This window comes from Desulfobacterium sp. N47 (assembly GCF_051233685.1).
Lineage (GTDB): Bacteria > Desulfobacterota > Desulfobacteria > Desulfobacterales > RPRI01 > RPRI01.
Map to the genome: position 1 here is coordinate 16,196 of NZ_JBAMMY010000084.1, position 15,926 is coordinate 32,121.

A 15,926-nucleotide genomic window follows, 5' to 3' on the forward strand; every position below is an offset into this window, starting at 1 on the left:
GTAGCACTTGACAAATTATTTTTATAAATATAAACGTCAGTCATCAAAATGCATTGAGGGCCCATAGCTCAGCTGGAAGAGCCACCGGCTCATAACCGGTCGGTCCCTGGTTCGAACCCAGGTGGGCCCATATCCTTTTACGGGGAAGAAGATGACTTATAACAATGGTCATCAAAAACTGCTTGCTGATTTGGCTTTAAATAGCCTGTTATATTTATTTGAAAGGCGTGGTTATATAAAACCATGCCTTTTTTTATTAAAAAAATTGGCGAACCGGTAAAATATAGCATTTATCACAATAATATTCCGATTACCTGATTGTAATTGGGTATGGGTCGGAACAGATTTGTGACAATAGCAATAAATCAATAATAATTTATGAATTGTTATTTATCCAATGCCCGCAACCGTATGTGATATAATAAAACTGATTGAAAAAGTTGCACCACCGCACCTTGCTGAAAAATGGGATAATTCCGGTCTTCAGGCAGGCAAACTGGATTGGCCGGTAAAAAGAGTATTGGTCGCTCTTGATCCAACTCCCGATGTTATAGAAGCTGCATGCAACAGCAAGGCCGATCTTCTTGTCACTCATCATCCAATGATATTTAATCCGCTCAAATCTATTGATTTCGGTTCATCCATCGGATCTCTTGTCTATAAAGCAGCCATAAACAGTCTGGCGGTTTATTCGGCTCATACAAATCTTGACAGTGTATCAGACGGCATAAATGATATTCTTGCTTTTAAAATGGGCATTAAAAATCTTAAGGCCTTAAGCAATGCGGGCGAAGCCGGTAAATGCAAGTTTGTGGTATATGCACCGGCAGATTATGAACAACAGGTTATGAAAGCTCTTTTCGAAACAAAAGCCGGAGTGATTGGCTCTTACACGTGCTGCTCTTTCAGAAATACCGGAAAAGGAACTTTTAAGCCTGGATATTCATCAAAGCCATTTATAGGAACTATTGATCAAATATCTCAAGTAGATGAAGTGAGAATTGAAATTATAGCAGATAAACATAATATTCCGGAAATCGTTTCACATGTCAGTCGCTATCATCCTTATGAAAAAATGGCATATGATGTATATCCGCTATACGATTATGATAATATTCAGGGTTTAGGCCGTATCGGTGAACTTGAAGAAAAGCAAAAACTTTATATTTTTGCAGAAAAGATAAAAGAAAAGCTTGCGTTAAAGAGTGTAAGAGTTGCCGGTAATCCCGAAATAATTGTTGATCATGCCGCTGTTTGTTCCGGAAGCGGATCGGGCCTTCTGAAAGACTTTTTAAGATCAGACGCCCAGGTTTACATTACTGGTGATTTGCGGTATCATGATGCAAGATCTGTTGAATCGGAAGGACGGGGTTTTATTGATATAGGCCATTTTGCGTCTGAACATTTGATCGTTGAAGAGCTGGCACAAAAATTGAATATTATGACAGATAAGGCAGGTTATGGCGTTATAGTTGAGGCATGCAGGATCGAGCGTGATCCGTTTGTTATATTATAGAACTGTTATATCAATAACATATAAAACAAAAGAAATAATTACAAATGATTAATATGAAGGAACAGATAAAAATATTAATAAATCTGCAGGAAATTGAGACCGAAACGGCCAGGATGAAATCATCTCTTGCCGGTGTTGCCGGTAAAATTGACGCTCTTGATTCGGAGTTAAATTGTTTTAAAAGTACTGTGGATGAGAAAAATGCGTTTATCGATGATTTAAGGAAAAAATATAAAGCACTTGAGTCCGATTTTCAAACTAAACTTACGCTTCTCGCGAAAAGCCAGGAAAAACTTACAGTTGTCAAAACTAATAAGGAATATCAGTCTGTTCTGAAGGAAATCGATGATATAAAAGTTAAAAATTCTGATATTGAAGAAAATATGATAGAAATTCTGGACGTTATTGAAACAGCAGAAAAAGAAATTTCCGGGCTGAACAAAGAAGCTTTGTTAATAAAAGAAAGGATTAACGGAGAAAAGGAAATTATAAAAAAAGAGGCTGAACAAAACAAGAAGGATATTGCAGTACTTGAAGAGAAATGGAATAATACCTCAGTTAAAATGGCTTCAGAAATACTGAGTAAATATAATATGGTAAGGGATTTTATAAAAGGAACCGCAATTGTGCCCATTGTAGATGAAATTTGCCAGGGATGTAATATGAATATCCCGCCACAGATGTATAATGACCTTTTGAGGTTCGACAGTATTAAATACTGCCCTCACTGCCAGAGAATGATTTACTGGGGAAAAATTTGAAATACGGCCGGAGCAATCTAAACGATCGCAGGGTCAGTTAAGTCTGATCATGAGGAAAGTCCGAACACCATAGGGCAGGATGCTCCATAACGCGGAGTCGCGGCAACGCGAAGGAAAGTGCAACAGAAAGTATACCGCCCTGCAAATGCGGGGTAAGGGTGAAAAGGTGCGGTAAGAGCGCACCAGATTTCCGGGTGACCGGAGATCTCGGTAAACCCCATCCGGTGCAAGACCAAATAGGGGAGTGTCTGAGGGCTGCCCGCCCAAGCTCCCGGGTAGGTCGCAAGAGATACAGGGTAACCTGCATCCATAGATGAATGATCGTTATTCTATTCGGAGTAATCTGAATAGAAGACAGAATTCGGCTTATAGTTACTCCGGCCGTTATAATTTGATTTAACAAGGATATGTCTATAAGCAATGCAATTACATGAAAACACACAAGACGGCTATTTTGCCAAAAAGGTTGAGATCTTTTCGTATGATTATCTTAAATGCTGTTCTTCTCTTTTAGCCGTTGAAGATCCGGAGCGGTTTTTTGTTAAAAAGTTTATTTTATCTTTTATATCATCATCACAACTTCTCGAAGATTTTCTTGATTATCATGGAGCAAAAAACAATAAGAACTGGTATTTCTACAGGGAACTTTCTGCTGCGGTCAGACATTTAAGTCTTGCCTGTTATTCTCAGACGCATATTTTGAATAGAATAGCTTTCTACGATCTGCCTGTGCTTGAAAATTTCGTGGATGAAGGCAAGGCAACTCTTGCTTTTCTTATAGAAACAATTTTAAAAATGGCCCCTGAAATACTTGAGGAAGCCAGCCGTCTTGGTATTCCGGTTCCGAAAGAAACGTTTGGTCCTGTTGATTTTCCCAGTGTAGCTACCAAAGATAAATTCGAATACGACATAGATGATGAAAACAAAGACTTGCAGAAGGACAGTATAGTAAAAATAGCAAGCGAATTTTTAAACATAGCCGGTGATCTGGACCATTACAGCTTTTATGAACCCTATGATATCAGCGAAATACGTTCCATTGTGCCAAGTAGAATAAATGAGGTTGAAATCAGGCATTTTGAAATGCTTGTCCACAATCTTCAATCTTCTTTCGATACCTATGTAATACATGGAGGCTACCAGTTTGGTAACAGAAAGTTAAAACAGCTTCGCGGTTTTTTTTCGGTGGTTTTTCATCTTCTGCAGATAATCGGGTGCCTTCTTCATTTTTATGAAAGACATCTTCATGATGCCGGTTATAAGAGTCTTTACAAAAAATCCCAGGAAAAACTCTCATCGCTTATTGATCCTGATACTCTTCTTGAACGTACTATTAATTACGGTCTTTATTTTGTCTGCTATTTTTTAACCAATGGCAAAGACCTTGCCAAAGAGATATTGAATGAGAATATTGAACGATCCTCAATTGCCGTAGGCATCCCTGTTTCACTGGGGTTTCACAGCAGACCCAGTCTGCTTGTAGCAAAAATAGTGCAGCATTACGGAGGCCAGGTAGAGCTCTGTCTGGGTTCAGACAGGTTTGATGCAAGTAATGTCCTTGATATACAATGGGCTGGAGGTAAAATCCAGAAAGAAAATATAAAGGAGGCTGTTTTTGAGGGTGATGTGCGGGCCTTGAAAGACATTAAAATACTTGCCGGTGTCAATTATGGTGAAGATACAATGGGTAAAGGCCTCCCTCTCCCGAAGGAACTGAAATATCTCAGATGAATTCCAATTAATCTGGCTAAATAAATATGGTATATGCAATTATAGTAGCAGCCGGAAAGGGTGTCAGGATGAACAGCCCGATCCGCAAGCAGTTTTTTGAACTTGATGGCAGACCTTTGCTTTGCATCACCCTTAAAGCCTTTGACTTATGTACTCTTATCGAAAGTATCATTCTTGTCGTTCCTCCGGAAGATTTTCAATACTGTATCGATCAGGTAATTAATCCGCTTAATCTGAAAAACAAAATCAAACTTGTTAAAGGTGGTCCGGAGCGCCAGGATTCTGTATATAATGGGCTTCTTGCGGTTGATGAAAAGGATGCATTAGTTGTTATACATGATGGAGTTCGCCCATTTGTCAGCTCCGATCTGATTGGAGAGTGTATCAGACAGGCTCTTTTGCATAAGGCTTGTATACTTGGATGGCCTGCATCCGATACTATAAAGGTTTCAGATGATACCGGATATATTAAAAAGACTCTTTCCAGAGATTTGCTATGGTCTGCTCAGACGCCGCAGGCTTTTGATTACAGACTTATAAAAAAAGCCCATGATACTGCCAGAAAACAAGGCTATACGGGAACAGATGATGCACAACTTGTAGAAATGACCGGTGAAAAAGTAAAAATAATACAAGGAAGCAAAAACAATATAAAGATTACAACAAAAGAAGACTTTATTCTTGCGCAGGCCATACTTAATTTAAATAAATAAAGCTGTTAAAGTGTAGAATCAAATACGCACTTATGTACCGTTTATAGTATATAAAGTTGTATATATGTTTTGTAAGGAGTTGGTTTTTCATGAAAAAAATTTTGGTGGTGGATAATGATCTGATGATGTTAACTTTTATGTCGGATCTGCTTGAAAGTACGGAATATCAGGTTTTAACAGCAAGAGACGGTCTTGCTGCTTTGGAGATTCTGGAAAATTGTATTCCGGATATCATGTTTATTGACCTTGTTATGCCGAATATAAGCGGAGAGAAATTATGCGGGGCAATAAGAAGAAATCCAAAATGTGATAATATTTATATAGTTATTATTACAGCGATTGCTGCGGAACAGGAAATAAATCTTATTGAAATTGGTGCTGATGCCTGTATAGCCAAAGTATCTTTCTCCAAGATGTCCAAACATATTTTAGATATCCTGAAACGGGTAAATAATAAAATACCGCAGGAGATTACAAATGAAATAATAGGGATTGAAGATGTTCATTCCCGCGCGGTTGTAAAAGAGCTTTTATTTTACAAAAAGCATGTTGAAGTAATATTGGATAATGTTTCTGAAGGGATTTTAGAACTTAATATAAATAAAAAGATAATTTATACCAACAAATTTGTTCATGATCTTACTTGGTTGAACGAGAATGAACTGTTGGGCTTATACTTTCATGAGCTTTTCGAATATCCTTACAATAAAAAGGTCGAAGTTCTGCTGGATATGATTGATAACGGCCCGCAGAAAATTTCTGAGGATATGCCTGTAATGCTTAAAGGCAAAATAGTTAGTATGAATCTTTTGCCTATATATTATAAGAAACATAAATCAATTGTTATCATATTAAATGATATTACTAAAAGCAAAAAGGCTGAAGAAGATCAGCGGTTTATGCAGGAACGTCTGCAGCGCTTTGATAAGATGAATGCGCTTGGAGAACTGGCAGGCGGCGTTGCGCATGATCTTAATAATGTATTGGGCAGTCTTATAGGTTATTCGGAACTTCTTCTCAGAAAAACCGATGATTCCGATACTACAAGGCGTTATATTATGAATATCATGAACAGCGGTGAAAAAGCGGCGGCGATTGTTCAGGATCTTCTGACCATGGCAAGAAGAAATGTCTATACGGAAAATGTTGTCAATCTGAATTCAATAATCAGAAAGTATCTCATAACACCTGAGTATGATAATCTGTGTTCGCTGCATCCCGATGTTAAAATGATAACAGATCTTAAATCAGACCTGCTTAATATTCTGGGTTCTTCCGTTCATCTGGAAAAGATGATAATGAACCTTATTTCCAATGCTGCCGAAGCCATGCCCAAAGGCGGCACATTGACCATTGCTACCGATAATCAATATATGGACAGGCCGATTAATGGATATGATCATATAAGAGAAGGCGAATATGTTGTCCTTTCAGTATCCGATACAGGCGAAGGAATATCTGTTGCGGATATGAAACTGATATTCGAGCCTTTCTATACAAAAAAGGTTATGGGAAGAAGCGGAACCGGGCTTGGATTATCCGTGGTTTGGGGTACTGTAAAGGATCACAACGGATACATAAATGTTCAAAGCCAGGAGAGAATTGGAACGACTTTTACTCTGTATTTCCCGGTAACAAGAGAAAAGATGCTCGAAAATCAGGCTGTAACACCAAGATCCAAATACATGGGTAAAGGTGAATCAATTCTGGTTGTTGATGATGATGATAGTCAGCGGGATATTGCTGTTCTTATGCTTACCGAACTTAATTACAAAGTGGCAGTTGTTTCAAGCGGTGAGGAGGCAATTAAATATTTGAAAAGCAACAAAACGGACTTAATTGTATTGGATATGATTATGGAACCCGGTATTGACGGGCTTGATACTTACAAGAGGATTATTGAGATTCATCCGAAGCAAAAGGCTATCATAGTGAGCGGTTTTTCTGAAACGGATCGTGTGAGTCAGGCTCTTAAACTGGGTGCAGGAGCTTATGTGAGAAAACCCTATCTAATGGAAACAATCGGATTGGCGGTTATGAAAGAACTTGATAAGTAAATTGCTATCCACTTTAAGTCTGATTTGGTTTACTCAATAAGAATCCTTTCACCCGAATTTGTTTTTGTAATTCCTTTTGATATTATAAGGTTTTTCCCTATATTGACTCCATCCTGAAGTATATTTGTATCACAGGATGAGCTTTTCGAAGAAATATTCACAATATGCGGATACCTGTATTTTATATATTTATTAAGCAAAGGATCATTGGTTTTTACCAGAGCATTGGTTGACCGGCATTTGGTTTCAGTGTCTGATTTCAGTTTTGCACTAAAACCTTTTATAATGCCTGTAGCAAAATCAGTTTTACGATGGTTGTTCAATAGTTTTTTACTGTTGTATTCAAGCCATCTGCTCTCAATGTGATGTTTGATAAAATCATGAACATAGGATGCTATCTCGATATTTTCCCGGGTGCCGGAAAGCTCAAGCACACGCCCCATTTTTTCTTTTTCGATAATATATGCCGGAACCCATATAGTCCAGACGAAATAATAATCTCTAAGCAATCCGGCAAGATAATAATCCTGTTTGGGATGGCGGAGTGCCGGATCACCCGCTGACATGCTTATAAAATTACGTTCAGAATTATTAGCTATTATTTCAATATTATATTTTGCAACCAGTTCATGCGCTTTTTTCATAGCGGATTCCGCTTCATTGTGGTTGCTGCTTTCTGCTAGAGCAAACAGCTTTTTTATGCGAAGCAGTATTGTTGTGTTACGATCATCTGCTTCAATGTTTTCGTTAGTTATACTGCAATCTTCCGAAGCCCTGTAATCAGCCCTGAGGATATAGCATGCTTTTTTAAATAAAGGGCCATGAGGCGTTTCGGCCTCAGCTCTAAATATCTGTTGTGCCACCTGATGAGCAATTTCGTGCAACAGAATTTTTTTTACAAAATTCCAATTACGCGATAATGCTACATCACGGTTTATACAAATCTCGTTTTTTTCACCCGACCAGTATCCCAGCCTTCTTTTCATATCTTTCAGGCAAAATGCCGGCATTCGTAAAAATTTGCGGTATTTTGAGTCAAGGAGATACCTGGCTGTTTCCCATTCGAGAGCAAGACCATGAAGAATCTTTCTTTCCAGTTCTTCATTTATAGCAGCAGATTCAGGTTTGGATTTGTACATTTTTGAAAGATATTTGGAATAATTTGACCGTTAATTTTGACTTATTGCCAACTCGACATTATTATAATCCATAACTTACAATAAAAACGAATAAACAAAACTCGTTGATATAGATAAATCAAATTAATAAATCGGGATGATAAAATTTTAAATTAAGCTTATGTCAGAAAGGATGTTATCATTCAAGCATAAAAATCTTTATTCTGGTCTTTTATCATTTTGCTTATGGTTTTTAAACCTTTTGGGAAAAAGTCTTTGCCGGATTTGGAATTAAATAATGATAAAACAATTTATTAAGAATTTTCACTTAAAGATTTCGTCTTTTATTATTTGCTTTTTACTTCTGTTTTGCGGGTATTACGGGAACAGTTCTTATGATTTTTTTGGTGCTGATCTCGCGTTAGCCGGAAATAACCAGGTTCTTGCCCTTTGGCCGCATGAGCAAAGCGATCTTAAACCTGATCCGGCTGTTATTTACGGACGTCTTTCCAATGGATTCAGATATGTGCTTATGAAAAACCATGAGCCAAGGAACAGAGTGAATATATGCATTAATGTTCAGGCAGGATCAATGCAGGAGGAAGATGGGCAAGAGGGTTTGGCGCACTATCTTGAGCACATTCTTTTCTGTGGTTCTACACATTTTAAGCCGGGAGAACTTATAAAATATTTTCAGGATATGGGAATGGACTTTGGCCCTGATGCAAATGCCCACACCGGTTTTTCCGAAACAGTTTATGAAATTCTTCTGCCTGACGGGAAAAAAGAGAGTCTTGATAAAGGCCTTCTTATATCGGAGGATTTCATTAAAGGCGCTCTTATTCTTGATTCGGAAGTAAACAGGGAAAGAAGGGTTATTTTTGCAGAAAAAAGAGCAAGAGATTCATCATCATACCGTACCATTGTTTCGACCATGAAATTCAAGTTTCCTGATGCCTTGGTATCAAAGAGATTGCCGATAGGTGAGAAGGAAACGATTGAAAAGATAACAAGTAAACAATTGAAAGATTTTTATCAGGCCTGGTACAGACCGGAAGATATAGAACTTGTAATAGTGGGGGATTTTGATCCCAAAACAGCGGATACACTTATTAAAGAAAAATTTTCTGCTCTGTCTCCCATGGCCCGGGCAAAAAAAGATCTTCCGTTTGGTGATATCAATCATAAAGGAGTAGCTCCTTTTTACCATTATGAAAAAGATGAGGGCAATACTACGGTCAGCATTGAGGTTGTGAGTAAGATTGAAAAGGAGATTGAGACTTCAAAAGTCCGTAGAAAGCGGTTTATAGCAGACATTGCAGACAAAATTGTCAGCAACAGGCTGGACGCTATGGTAACAAAAAATAAGGCGCCCTTTACCTCGGCTTCCATCAGTTCCGGAAGTTTTCTTAACCAAATTCAATATGCCGGCATTTCAGCCGACTGCAGCCCTGAAAACTGGGAAAAATCGTTATCTGCTATTGAACAGACATTAAGAGGTGCTCTTGAAAACGGTTTTACACAGTTTGAGCTTAAAAGGGTAAAAAAAGATTTCATGGCTATGCTTTCAAATGCGGTTAAACAGGAATCAACAAGAGACAGCCGGGTGCTTGCAAACGATATTATAAAAGATTTGAATAATTATAGAGTCTTTCAGTCTCCTCTGCAGGAAGAGCAGTTCTATACTGCTGTGCTGAACTCGATTTCAGTAAAAGATGTGTATGAATCATTTAAAAATTCATGGAAGCCGGATCACAGACTTGCGATCGTCACCGGAAATGCCAAAATCACGGGAAAGACCGGGCCGAAAGAGCAGATTGCTAAAATATATGAAAAAAGTTGTTTAGTGGAGATACCAAAAAATATTGAGAGCAAACCGGTTGTTTTTCCCTATCTTTCCCAACCCATGATAAAGGGTAAGATTAAACAGATAACAAATATTCCTGATCTCGGGATTGTACAAATAGATTTTGAAAACAAAGTGCGCTTAAATCTTAAAAAAACCGATTTTGAAGCAAATGAGATCATGGCAAATATATCATTCGGACTCGGAAGTTCTCAAGAACCTGAAGGATTGGAAGGTATTTCAGTCCTTTCTAAAGAAGTTGTTAATGAAAGCAGTCTTGGTAAGCTTGACAAGGATGAGCTGGAAATAGCGCTTGCAGGAAAAAGCACCCAGGTTTCATTTGATGTTGAGGACGGGCGTTTTCGCCTGCAAGGAAAAACAGTATCGGATGAAATCGATCTTCTTTTCCAGCTTTTCTACGCAAGGCTTATGGATCCGGGATTCAGAAAAGAATCCTACTTGCTGTCAATTGAAAGATTAAATCAGAAATATAAGGAGTTTTCAAGTTCAATAGATGGTGCAATGCCGCTTTTTGGCGAACGTTTTCTTGCAGGAGGAGATACACGTTTTGGTTTTCCCACACCTGATAAACTGAAGAAAATATCTCTGGATGATGTTATTTCATGGATAGACCCTAAGTTAAAAAATGAGCCGATCGAAATTTCAATAGTCGGGGATTTTGATGAAAAACGTGTAATAGAGCTTGCTTCCTTACATTTCGGCAGCCTGCCCGAAAGAACATACGGTTTAATACATAAAAGAACAGATCATATAAATTTTCCTTCAAAAGAATCTATTAATATAAATGTTGAAACCGAAATTAAAAAAGGTACGGTTGTTATAGCATATCCGACCGAAGATATCTGGAATATCAAAAGAACGCGACGTTTTAATGTTCTGGCGGAAGTTTTTTCGGAAAAAATCCGCAAAGAGATCAGAGAAAATATGGGAGCGTCTTATTCTTATTTAGTATATAATGATCCAAGCAGAATATATTCAGGATACGGTATGTTGTATTCGCAAACAGACGTAAATCCTAAAGAGATTGATGCCGTAGAAAATAAAATAAAAAATATAGCTTCGGAAATTGTAAAAAACGGGGTTAATAAAGAGGACCTTAAAAGGTCGCTTGATCCGATATTAACAAGGATAAAGGATATACTGAGAAATAATAATTACTGGCTCAGTGTATTGACCGAGTCGCAAAAATACCCGCAGCAAATAGAGTGGTCCAGGAATTTAAAAAAAGATTACGAATCAATAACTGCAGATGAGCTATCTGCTCTTGCAAAAGAATATCTTGTTAACGCGAGAGCTGCTTCAATCACTGTAAAGCCCGCTAAAGGACCTTTATCTGATGAAAAAAAATAAAAACCATGATGACCCGATAAACCGGCTGTGGAAATATTTTGCCTCTGTGAAACTCACCGTAACTCTGCTTTTCATTCTGGCGGCTACCTGCATCATAGGCACTGTAATACCCCAGAATGAGAACCCATCGATATATTTTTTAAAGTACGGAGAATTTTTCTATAAAGCATTCAACGCTCTTGATATCTTCGATATGTATCATTCCTGGTGGTTTCAGTTTCTTGTATTTGCTCTGACGGCAAATATAATTGTATGTTCAATTGACCGCCTTTCTTCAACATGGAAAGTAATCTTTATAAAAAGCCCTTCCTTCGATATTACCAGATCAAAAAACTCATACAAGGAAGAATTTGCTTCCAAACATACTCCGGAAGAACTTAAATCTTTTTTTATGCCTGTATTATCGCGGTTATTTAAATTTACAAGAACAGAGGATAAAGAGAACGGATTTGTTATTTATGCTGAGAAAGGACGTTGGACCAGGCTTGGCGTTTATGCGGTGCATTTGAGCGTGGTTTTACTTCTGATCGGCGGATTAATAGGCTCATATTTTGGATTTGCCGGTTCTGTTATTATCCCGGAGGGAAAAAGCGCAAAGAGCATTATATTGAGAAATACAAGTGCCGATCAGCCTCTTGATTTTGAAATCAGGTGTGATGATTTTAATGTTAGTTTTTATGATTCAGGGATGCCTAAAGAATATCGTTCTGCACTTACTATTGTTGAAAACGGTAAGCCTGTTCTTAGAAAAGATGTAATCGTGAACGATCCTCTCCGCTACAAAGGAATTAATATTTTTCAGGCAAGTTACGGAATGCTGGAGCCTGATGATATAACACTTGGTTTTACCGATCGTAATACCGGGACTGTATACAGAAATAAAGCGTCTGCAGGTAAAGAAATAGATCTTCCCAAAACATTTGGAAAATTTGTCCTGGATAAATATTTCCGCTCATATAATTTCAGGGGGCATAACATTGGAGAGGCTTTTGTCGGAATACTTACTCCTTTAAACGGTGAACCTGTTGAGGTGCTTCTTCCTTTAAGCTATCCTGCTTTTGATAAGATGAGAAAGGGCGAGCTTATAATATCGGTAGAAGATACGCAAAGGCTGTATTATACCGGGCTTCAGGTAACCAAAGATCCCGGAGTTCCGGTTGTTTATACCGGATTTATAATGATGATCATAGGATGTTTTATTGCTTTTTTCATGTCTCACGCCAGATTTTGCGTCGAGGTTGTCAAAAAACGGGGAAAAAGCATTATTATTATTGCCGGAACTTCAAATAAGAATAAAATAGGAATGGAAGCAAGAATAAAAAAGCTTAATAAACTGCTGTCAAATAAAACTATAGGATAAATATAATGAACAGTTCAATATTGTTGTCAATAACTACCTTCATATATGGATTTGCAGCATTTTTTTATATTTTTCCCGTCGTTTTTAAAAAGCCTTTCTTTGGTAAACTTGGGACATGGACCTGTCTTGCCGGTATTTCAGGAAACTCAGGCGGCCTGTTATTAAGATGGCTTGAATCATACAAATCCGGAATAGGTCATGCCCCGCTTTCAAATTTATATGAATCTTTAATTTTCTTTTCGCTTGTTATCGTTGTAGTATATCTTGTTGTTGAAAAGACTTATGAAAACCGCTCGATAGGAGCTTTTACAACTCCTATAGCTTTTCTGGCAATGGCCTATGCTTCTCTTTCTCCCAATATAAGCGACAGGATTCAGCCGCTTTTACCGGCTTTAAAAAGCAACTGGCTTATTGCGCACGTTATTACCTGTTTTATAGGCTACGCAGCATTTTCTATAGCCTTTGGTCTTGGAATTATGTTTCTTCTAAAGCAAAATAATTCAAACCAGGAAGCCCCTTTTTTAAAATTATTTCCTGATTTAAATATAATAGATGAGCTTTCGCACCAGGTGATAATGTTCGGTTTTCTCTTTCTTTCGGCAGGAATAATAACCGGTGCGGTATGGGCAAACTCGGCATGGGGAAGGTACTGGGGATGGGATCCCAAGGAAACATGGTCTCTTATTACCTGGTTTATTTATGCCACTCTGCTTCACGCTAGATTTATGCGGGGATGGCGCGGAAAACGCCTGGCATATCTTTCAATTTTAGGCTTTCTGGCTGTCCTTTTTACATATTTTGGTGTAAATCTGCTTCCAGGACTTCATAGTTATGGCAGGTAATCCTTGATATTTTTTTTCAAAATACCAAAGTCTGAAAATTATGGCAATTATCATGAATCTGTTACGTTTGGGTATGGGTAAGTATGCTATCTGCAGGAATAAAGAATCCGTATAGCCTGCGGCAGCAAATTCGATTACATGGAATCCTTACAGCCCCAAAAGAATTCACTCTCACGAAACCGTTTATCGTATCCGCCTTTACAATTTGTACTAAACATTTTGGAGCATAAAAAGCTCAACGGGATACACTGGTATGAAAATTCTTATTGTAGATGATGAACATTCACTGCTTAAACAATTACAGCAAATTTTTGAAAATCAGCGTTATACGGTTGAAACGGCAACAGATGGCGAAGAAGCGTTTGACAAGTTGTTCGAAGCCCCTTTCGACTTGATTATTTTGGATATCATGATGCCCAAGATAGACGGACTTGCTGTTCTGCAGGAAATCCGCAAATCCGGGATCAAAACCCCGGTTCTTATGCTCACGGCTAAAGGAGATGTTGAAGATAAGATCAAAGGGCTTGATCTCGGAGCAGATGACTATCTGCCGAAACCCTTTTCTTCTGATGAACTGATGGCGCGTGTCCGTGCGCTTTTCCGGCGATCCGGCGGCCAGACTGAATCTGTGTTGCAGGTTTTTGACTTAAAGCTTGACACCGTCACTCGAGATGTTACAAAAGACGGAAAACCGGTTGAATTGACTCCCAGAGAATTTTCCATTCTCGAATTTCTTCTTTACAATAAAAACAGGGTAGTATCGCGCTTCAGCCTGGCCGAACATGTTTGGGGTGATGCTTTTGATCCTTTCAGTATGTCAAATTTCATGGATGTCCATATAAAAAACCTGCGGCATAAGATTGAAAACTTTGATAACAACAGGATTATTCAAACCATCCGTGGCGTCGGTTATATCATAAAGGATTCGTAGCAATGACTGTTAAGAAAAGGATAATACTGATGGTTGCCGGCGCCGGTTTTATCACAAGTTTGCTGTTTTCCATTGTAGCCTTCTGTGAACTGATAGAACAGCCCTTCGTTCTTCTGGATAAGGAATTGAAAGAAGAGGCATACAGAACGGTAGAAATGATAACTATGGGACATCCTGAATCGGCATTGCCGCCTTATAATTCGGTTGGTTACGAAAGCTACCCTTATTGGCTGAAAATCTTTGATAAAGATTCAAAAAAATTACTGTATGAATCAAACCTTGCAAGGCTTATAAAACTTCCTTCAGAAAAACCCGGCTCCAAATCTATTGTAAGTGTTATAGTTAAGCCCGAACTGGTTTATCTGGGACAACACAATAATGCTGAAGTTACTTTCAGGATAAGATCACTCTGGCTGCCATATGCAGGCCGTGAATTTACAGTTCAGATTGCCCGTTCCATGTTGAAACTTAAAGATGAAATATGGGAACTTATATTCGGCCTTGTTGCAGGTCTTATCTTTTCCAGTATGATTTTAATAGTAATCAGCTATTTTGTGGCCGGGAAAATACTAAAACCGATTGCTGCTATGAGAGATTTAACTCATAATATAAGCGAAAAAAATCTTGATCAGAGAATTCCTGTCGGGATTGAAAAGGATGAATTCAATGAACTTGCAGCCACCATCAACCGGATGCTTGACAGGTTGGAATATTCTTTTGAGAAACAGAAAAATTTACTATTCGATACTTCTCACGAAATAAAAACACCGCTTTCCACAATGCGGCTTGCAATAGATGAAATTTGTTCAGCAAACAGGGAAAATCCGGCCCTTTTTCAGGAGGAAAATCTTTTAAGGTTAAAAAATCAGGTATTAAGAATGGAGCGACTGGTAAAAGATCTGTTGAATCTATCATCATTGGAGATGATAGATGGCATAAGGCCTGAATCCGTGAATTTAACTGATTTATTATTATCTCTTGCAGCAGATTATTGTTTTATGGCCGATGCGCAAAACATTCAAATGGATATTCAACTTCCTGATAAATATATTATTAATGGTGATGCCGATAAGCTTAACCGCGCTTTTTCAAATATACTGGATAACGCCATAAAATATAATATTAACGGCGGTAAGGTTGGTGTGGAAAGCATTCAGACTTCAGATGGTATCAGAATAACAGTAAGCAATACCGGTCCCGGAGTTGCCGGGAATGAAACGGACAAGGTCTTCGAACAGTTTTACCGGGTGGAAAAATCCAGATCTGTCCGGCATGGAGGATCAGGACTGGGGCTTGCCATAGCAAAACGCATCATAGTACTTCATAAAGGAACTATAATAATGGAGAGCAAACAAGAAAAGCTGACACGGGTAATTGTATTTCTGCCCAACGCATAACCCGTGAAATATAAGCGCTATATCAAAAAGCACTCAATAAACCTATTGACTTTCCCACGTATCTTATATAAATTTTTTATAAACTTTAAGTAAAGTCAGTGTTTATAAGCTCAGCAAATAATACCTATTCAGATCAAAAGAGCTTCTTCGCCCTTTTGAAAAATCGCAAGTAGTACACCGCTTATTTTATGCTCGGCTGCTGCGGGATATAGCATATAGAAGCCCTTAAAAACATTCTATTTTACTGATTTTAACTCTATGAGGTGCTGTTGAGAATCATAAA

The 15,926-nt window shown here is 38.1% G+C and carries 11 protein-coding genes, 1 tRNA gene and 1 other RNA gene; 12 read left to right on the forward strand and 1 reads right to left on the reverse strand.

Annotated elements, in window-relative coordinates; all coding sequences use genetic code 11:
* Positions 1-57 precede the first annotated feature (57 nt).
* From VXK47_RS05435 to VXK47_RS05465, 7 genes are all read left to right on the forward strand, one after another.
* Positions 58-130: transfer RNA gene (locus VXK47_RS05435), tRNA-Ile, on the forward strand.
* A 267-nt stretch (positions 131-397) separates the two neighbouring features.
* The gene (locus VXK47_RS05440) at positions 398-1,516 is read left to right on the forward strand and encodes a Nif3-like dinuclear metal center hexameric protein (RefSeq protein WP_435547760.1); all 1,119 of its coding nucleotides are present in this window, start codon (positions 398-400) and stop codon (positions 1,514-1,516) included.
* A gap of 44 nt (positions 1,517-1,560) precedes the next feature.
* Positions 1,561-2,277, forward strand: a complete 717-nt coding sequence (locus VXK47_RS05445) for a zinc ribbon domain-containing protein (protein WP_435547761.1) — start codon at positions 1,561-1,563, stop codon at positions 2,275-2,277.
* Positions 2,278-2,286: 9 nt separating this feature from the next.
* Positions 2,287-2,660, forward strand: an RNA gene (gene rnpB / locus VXK47_RS05450) — RNase P RNA component class A.
* Between the two features lie 37 nt (positions 2,661-2,697).
* Complete coding sequence (locus VXK47_RS05455) at positions 2,698-4,008, forward strand: HPr family phosphocarrier protein (RefSeq protein ID WP_435547762.1); 1,311 nt, start codon at positions 2,698-2,700, stop codon at positions 4,006-4,008.
* A gap of 26 nt (positions 4,009-4,034) precedes the next feature.
* Entirely contained in the window at positions 4,035-4,721 is a 687-nt protein-coding gene (ispD, locus tag VXK47_RS05460; protein ID WP_435547763.1) for an IspD/TarI family cytidylyltransferase, read from the forward strand.
* A gap of 89 nt (positions 4,722-4,810) precedes the next feature.
* On the forward strand, positions 4,811-6,778 hold the full coding sequence (locus VXK47_RS05465) for an ATP-binding response regulator (RefSeq protein WP_435547764.1): 1,968 nt from the start codon (positions 4,811-4,813) through the stop codon (positions 6,776-6,778).
* A gap of 29 nt (positions 6,779-6,807) precedes the next feature.
* Here VXK47_RS05465 and VXK47_RS05470 read toward each other — a convergent pair whose 3' ends face one another.
* Positions 6,808-7,917, reverse strand: coding sequence for a DUF2786 domain-containing protein (locus tag VXK47_RS05470; protein WP_435547765.1), 1,110 nt, complete (start codon positions 7,915-7,917; stop codon positions 6,808-6,810).
* 277 nt (positions 7,918-8,194) lie between these two features.
* On the opposite strand from VXK47_RS05470, the gene VXK47_RS05475 reads away from it, so the two are divergent.
* The 5 genes from VXK47_RS05475 to VXK47_RS05495 all read left to right on the forward strand — a co-directional run bounded on the left by VXK47_RS05475 (position 8,195) and on the right by VXK47_RS05495 (position 15,643).
* Positions 8,195-11,113: a M16 family metallopeptidase gene (locus VXK47_RS05475; protein ID WP_435547766.1), complete on the forward strand. Its 2,919-nt coding sequence runs from the start codon at positions 8,195-8,197 to the stop codon at positions 11,111-11,113.
* A complete protein-coding gene (gene resB / locus VXK47_RS05480; RefSeq protein WP_435547767.1) occupies positions 11,100-12,473 on the forward strand; it encodes a cytochrome c biogenesis protein ResB in 1,374 nt (457 codons plus the stop codon). The genes VXK47_RS05475 and resB overlap by 14 nt, the downstream gene beginning before the upstream one ends.
* 5 nt (positions 12,474-12,478) lie before the next feature.
* Positions 12,479-13,315 carry a c-type cytochrome biogenesis protein CcsB gene (gene ccsB, locus VXK47_RS05485; protein WP_435547768.1) on the forward strand — a complete coding sequence of 279 codons (837 nt, stop codon included), beginning with the start codon at positions 12,479-12,481 and terminating at the stop codon, positions 13,313-13,315.
* A gap of 253 nt (positions 13,316-13,568) precedes the next feature.
* The gene (locus VXK47_RS05490) at positions 13,569-14,246 is read left to right on the forward strand and encodes a response regulator transcription factor (protein WP_435547769.1); all 678 of its coding nucleotides are present in this window, start codon (positions 13,569-13,571) and stop codon (positions 14,244-14,246) included.
* 2 nt (positions 14,247-14,248) lie between these two features.
* A complete protein-coding gene (locus VXK47_RS05495) occupies positions 14,249-15,643 on the forward strand; it encodes a sensor histidine kinase (protein WP_435547770.1) in 1,395 nt (464 codons plus the stop codon).
* Positions 15,644-15,926 lie beyond the last annotated feature (283 nt).

Bases quoted from the DNA above. Each gene is read 5' to 3' on its own strand.
- VXK47_RS05440 (WP_435547760.1), top strand. From the start codon at position 398: ATGCCCGCAACCGTATGTGATATAATAAAACTGATTGAAAAAGTTGCA.
- VXK47_RS05445 (WP_435547761.1), top strand. From the start codon at position 1,561: ATGATTAATATGAAGGAACAGATAAAAATATTAATAAATCTGCAGGAA.
- VXK47_RS05455 (WP_435547762.1), top strand. From the start codon at position 2,698: ATGCAATTACATGAAAACACACAAGACGGCTATTTTGCCAAAAAGGTT.
- ispD (WP_435547763.1), top strand. From the start codon at position 4,035: ATGGTATATGCAATTATAGTAGCAGCCGGAAAGGGTGTCAGGATGAAC.
- VXK47_RS05465 (WP_435547764.1), top strand. From the start codon at position 4,811: ATGAAAAAAATTTTGGTGGTGGATAATGATCTGATGATGTTAACTTTT.
- VXK47_RS05470 (WP_435547765.1), bottom strand. From the start codon at position 7,917: ATGTACAAATCCAAACCTGAATCTGCTGCTATAAATGAAGAACTGGAA.
- VXK47_RS05475 (WP_435547766.1), top strand. From the start codon at position 8,195: ATGATAAAACAATTTATTAAGAATTTTCACTTAAAGATTTCGTCTTTT.
- resB (WP_435547767.1), top strand. From the start codon at position 11,100: ATGAAAAAAAATAAAAACCATGATGACCCGATAAACCGGCTGTGGAAA.
- ccsB (WP_435547768.1), top strand. From the start codon at position 12,479: ATGAACAGTTCAATATTGTTGTCAATAACTACCTTCATATATGGATTT.
- VXK47_RS05490 (WP_435547769.1), top strand. From the start codon at position 13,569: ATGAAAATTCTTATTGTAGATGATGAACATTCACTGCTTAAACAATTA.
- VXK47_RS05495 (WP_435547770.1), top strand. From the start codon at position 14,249: ATGACTGTTAAGAAAAGGATAATACTGATGGTTGCCGGCGCCGGTTTT.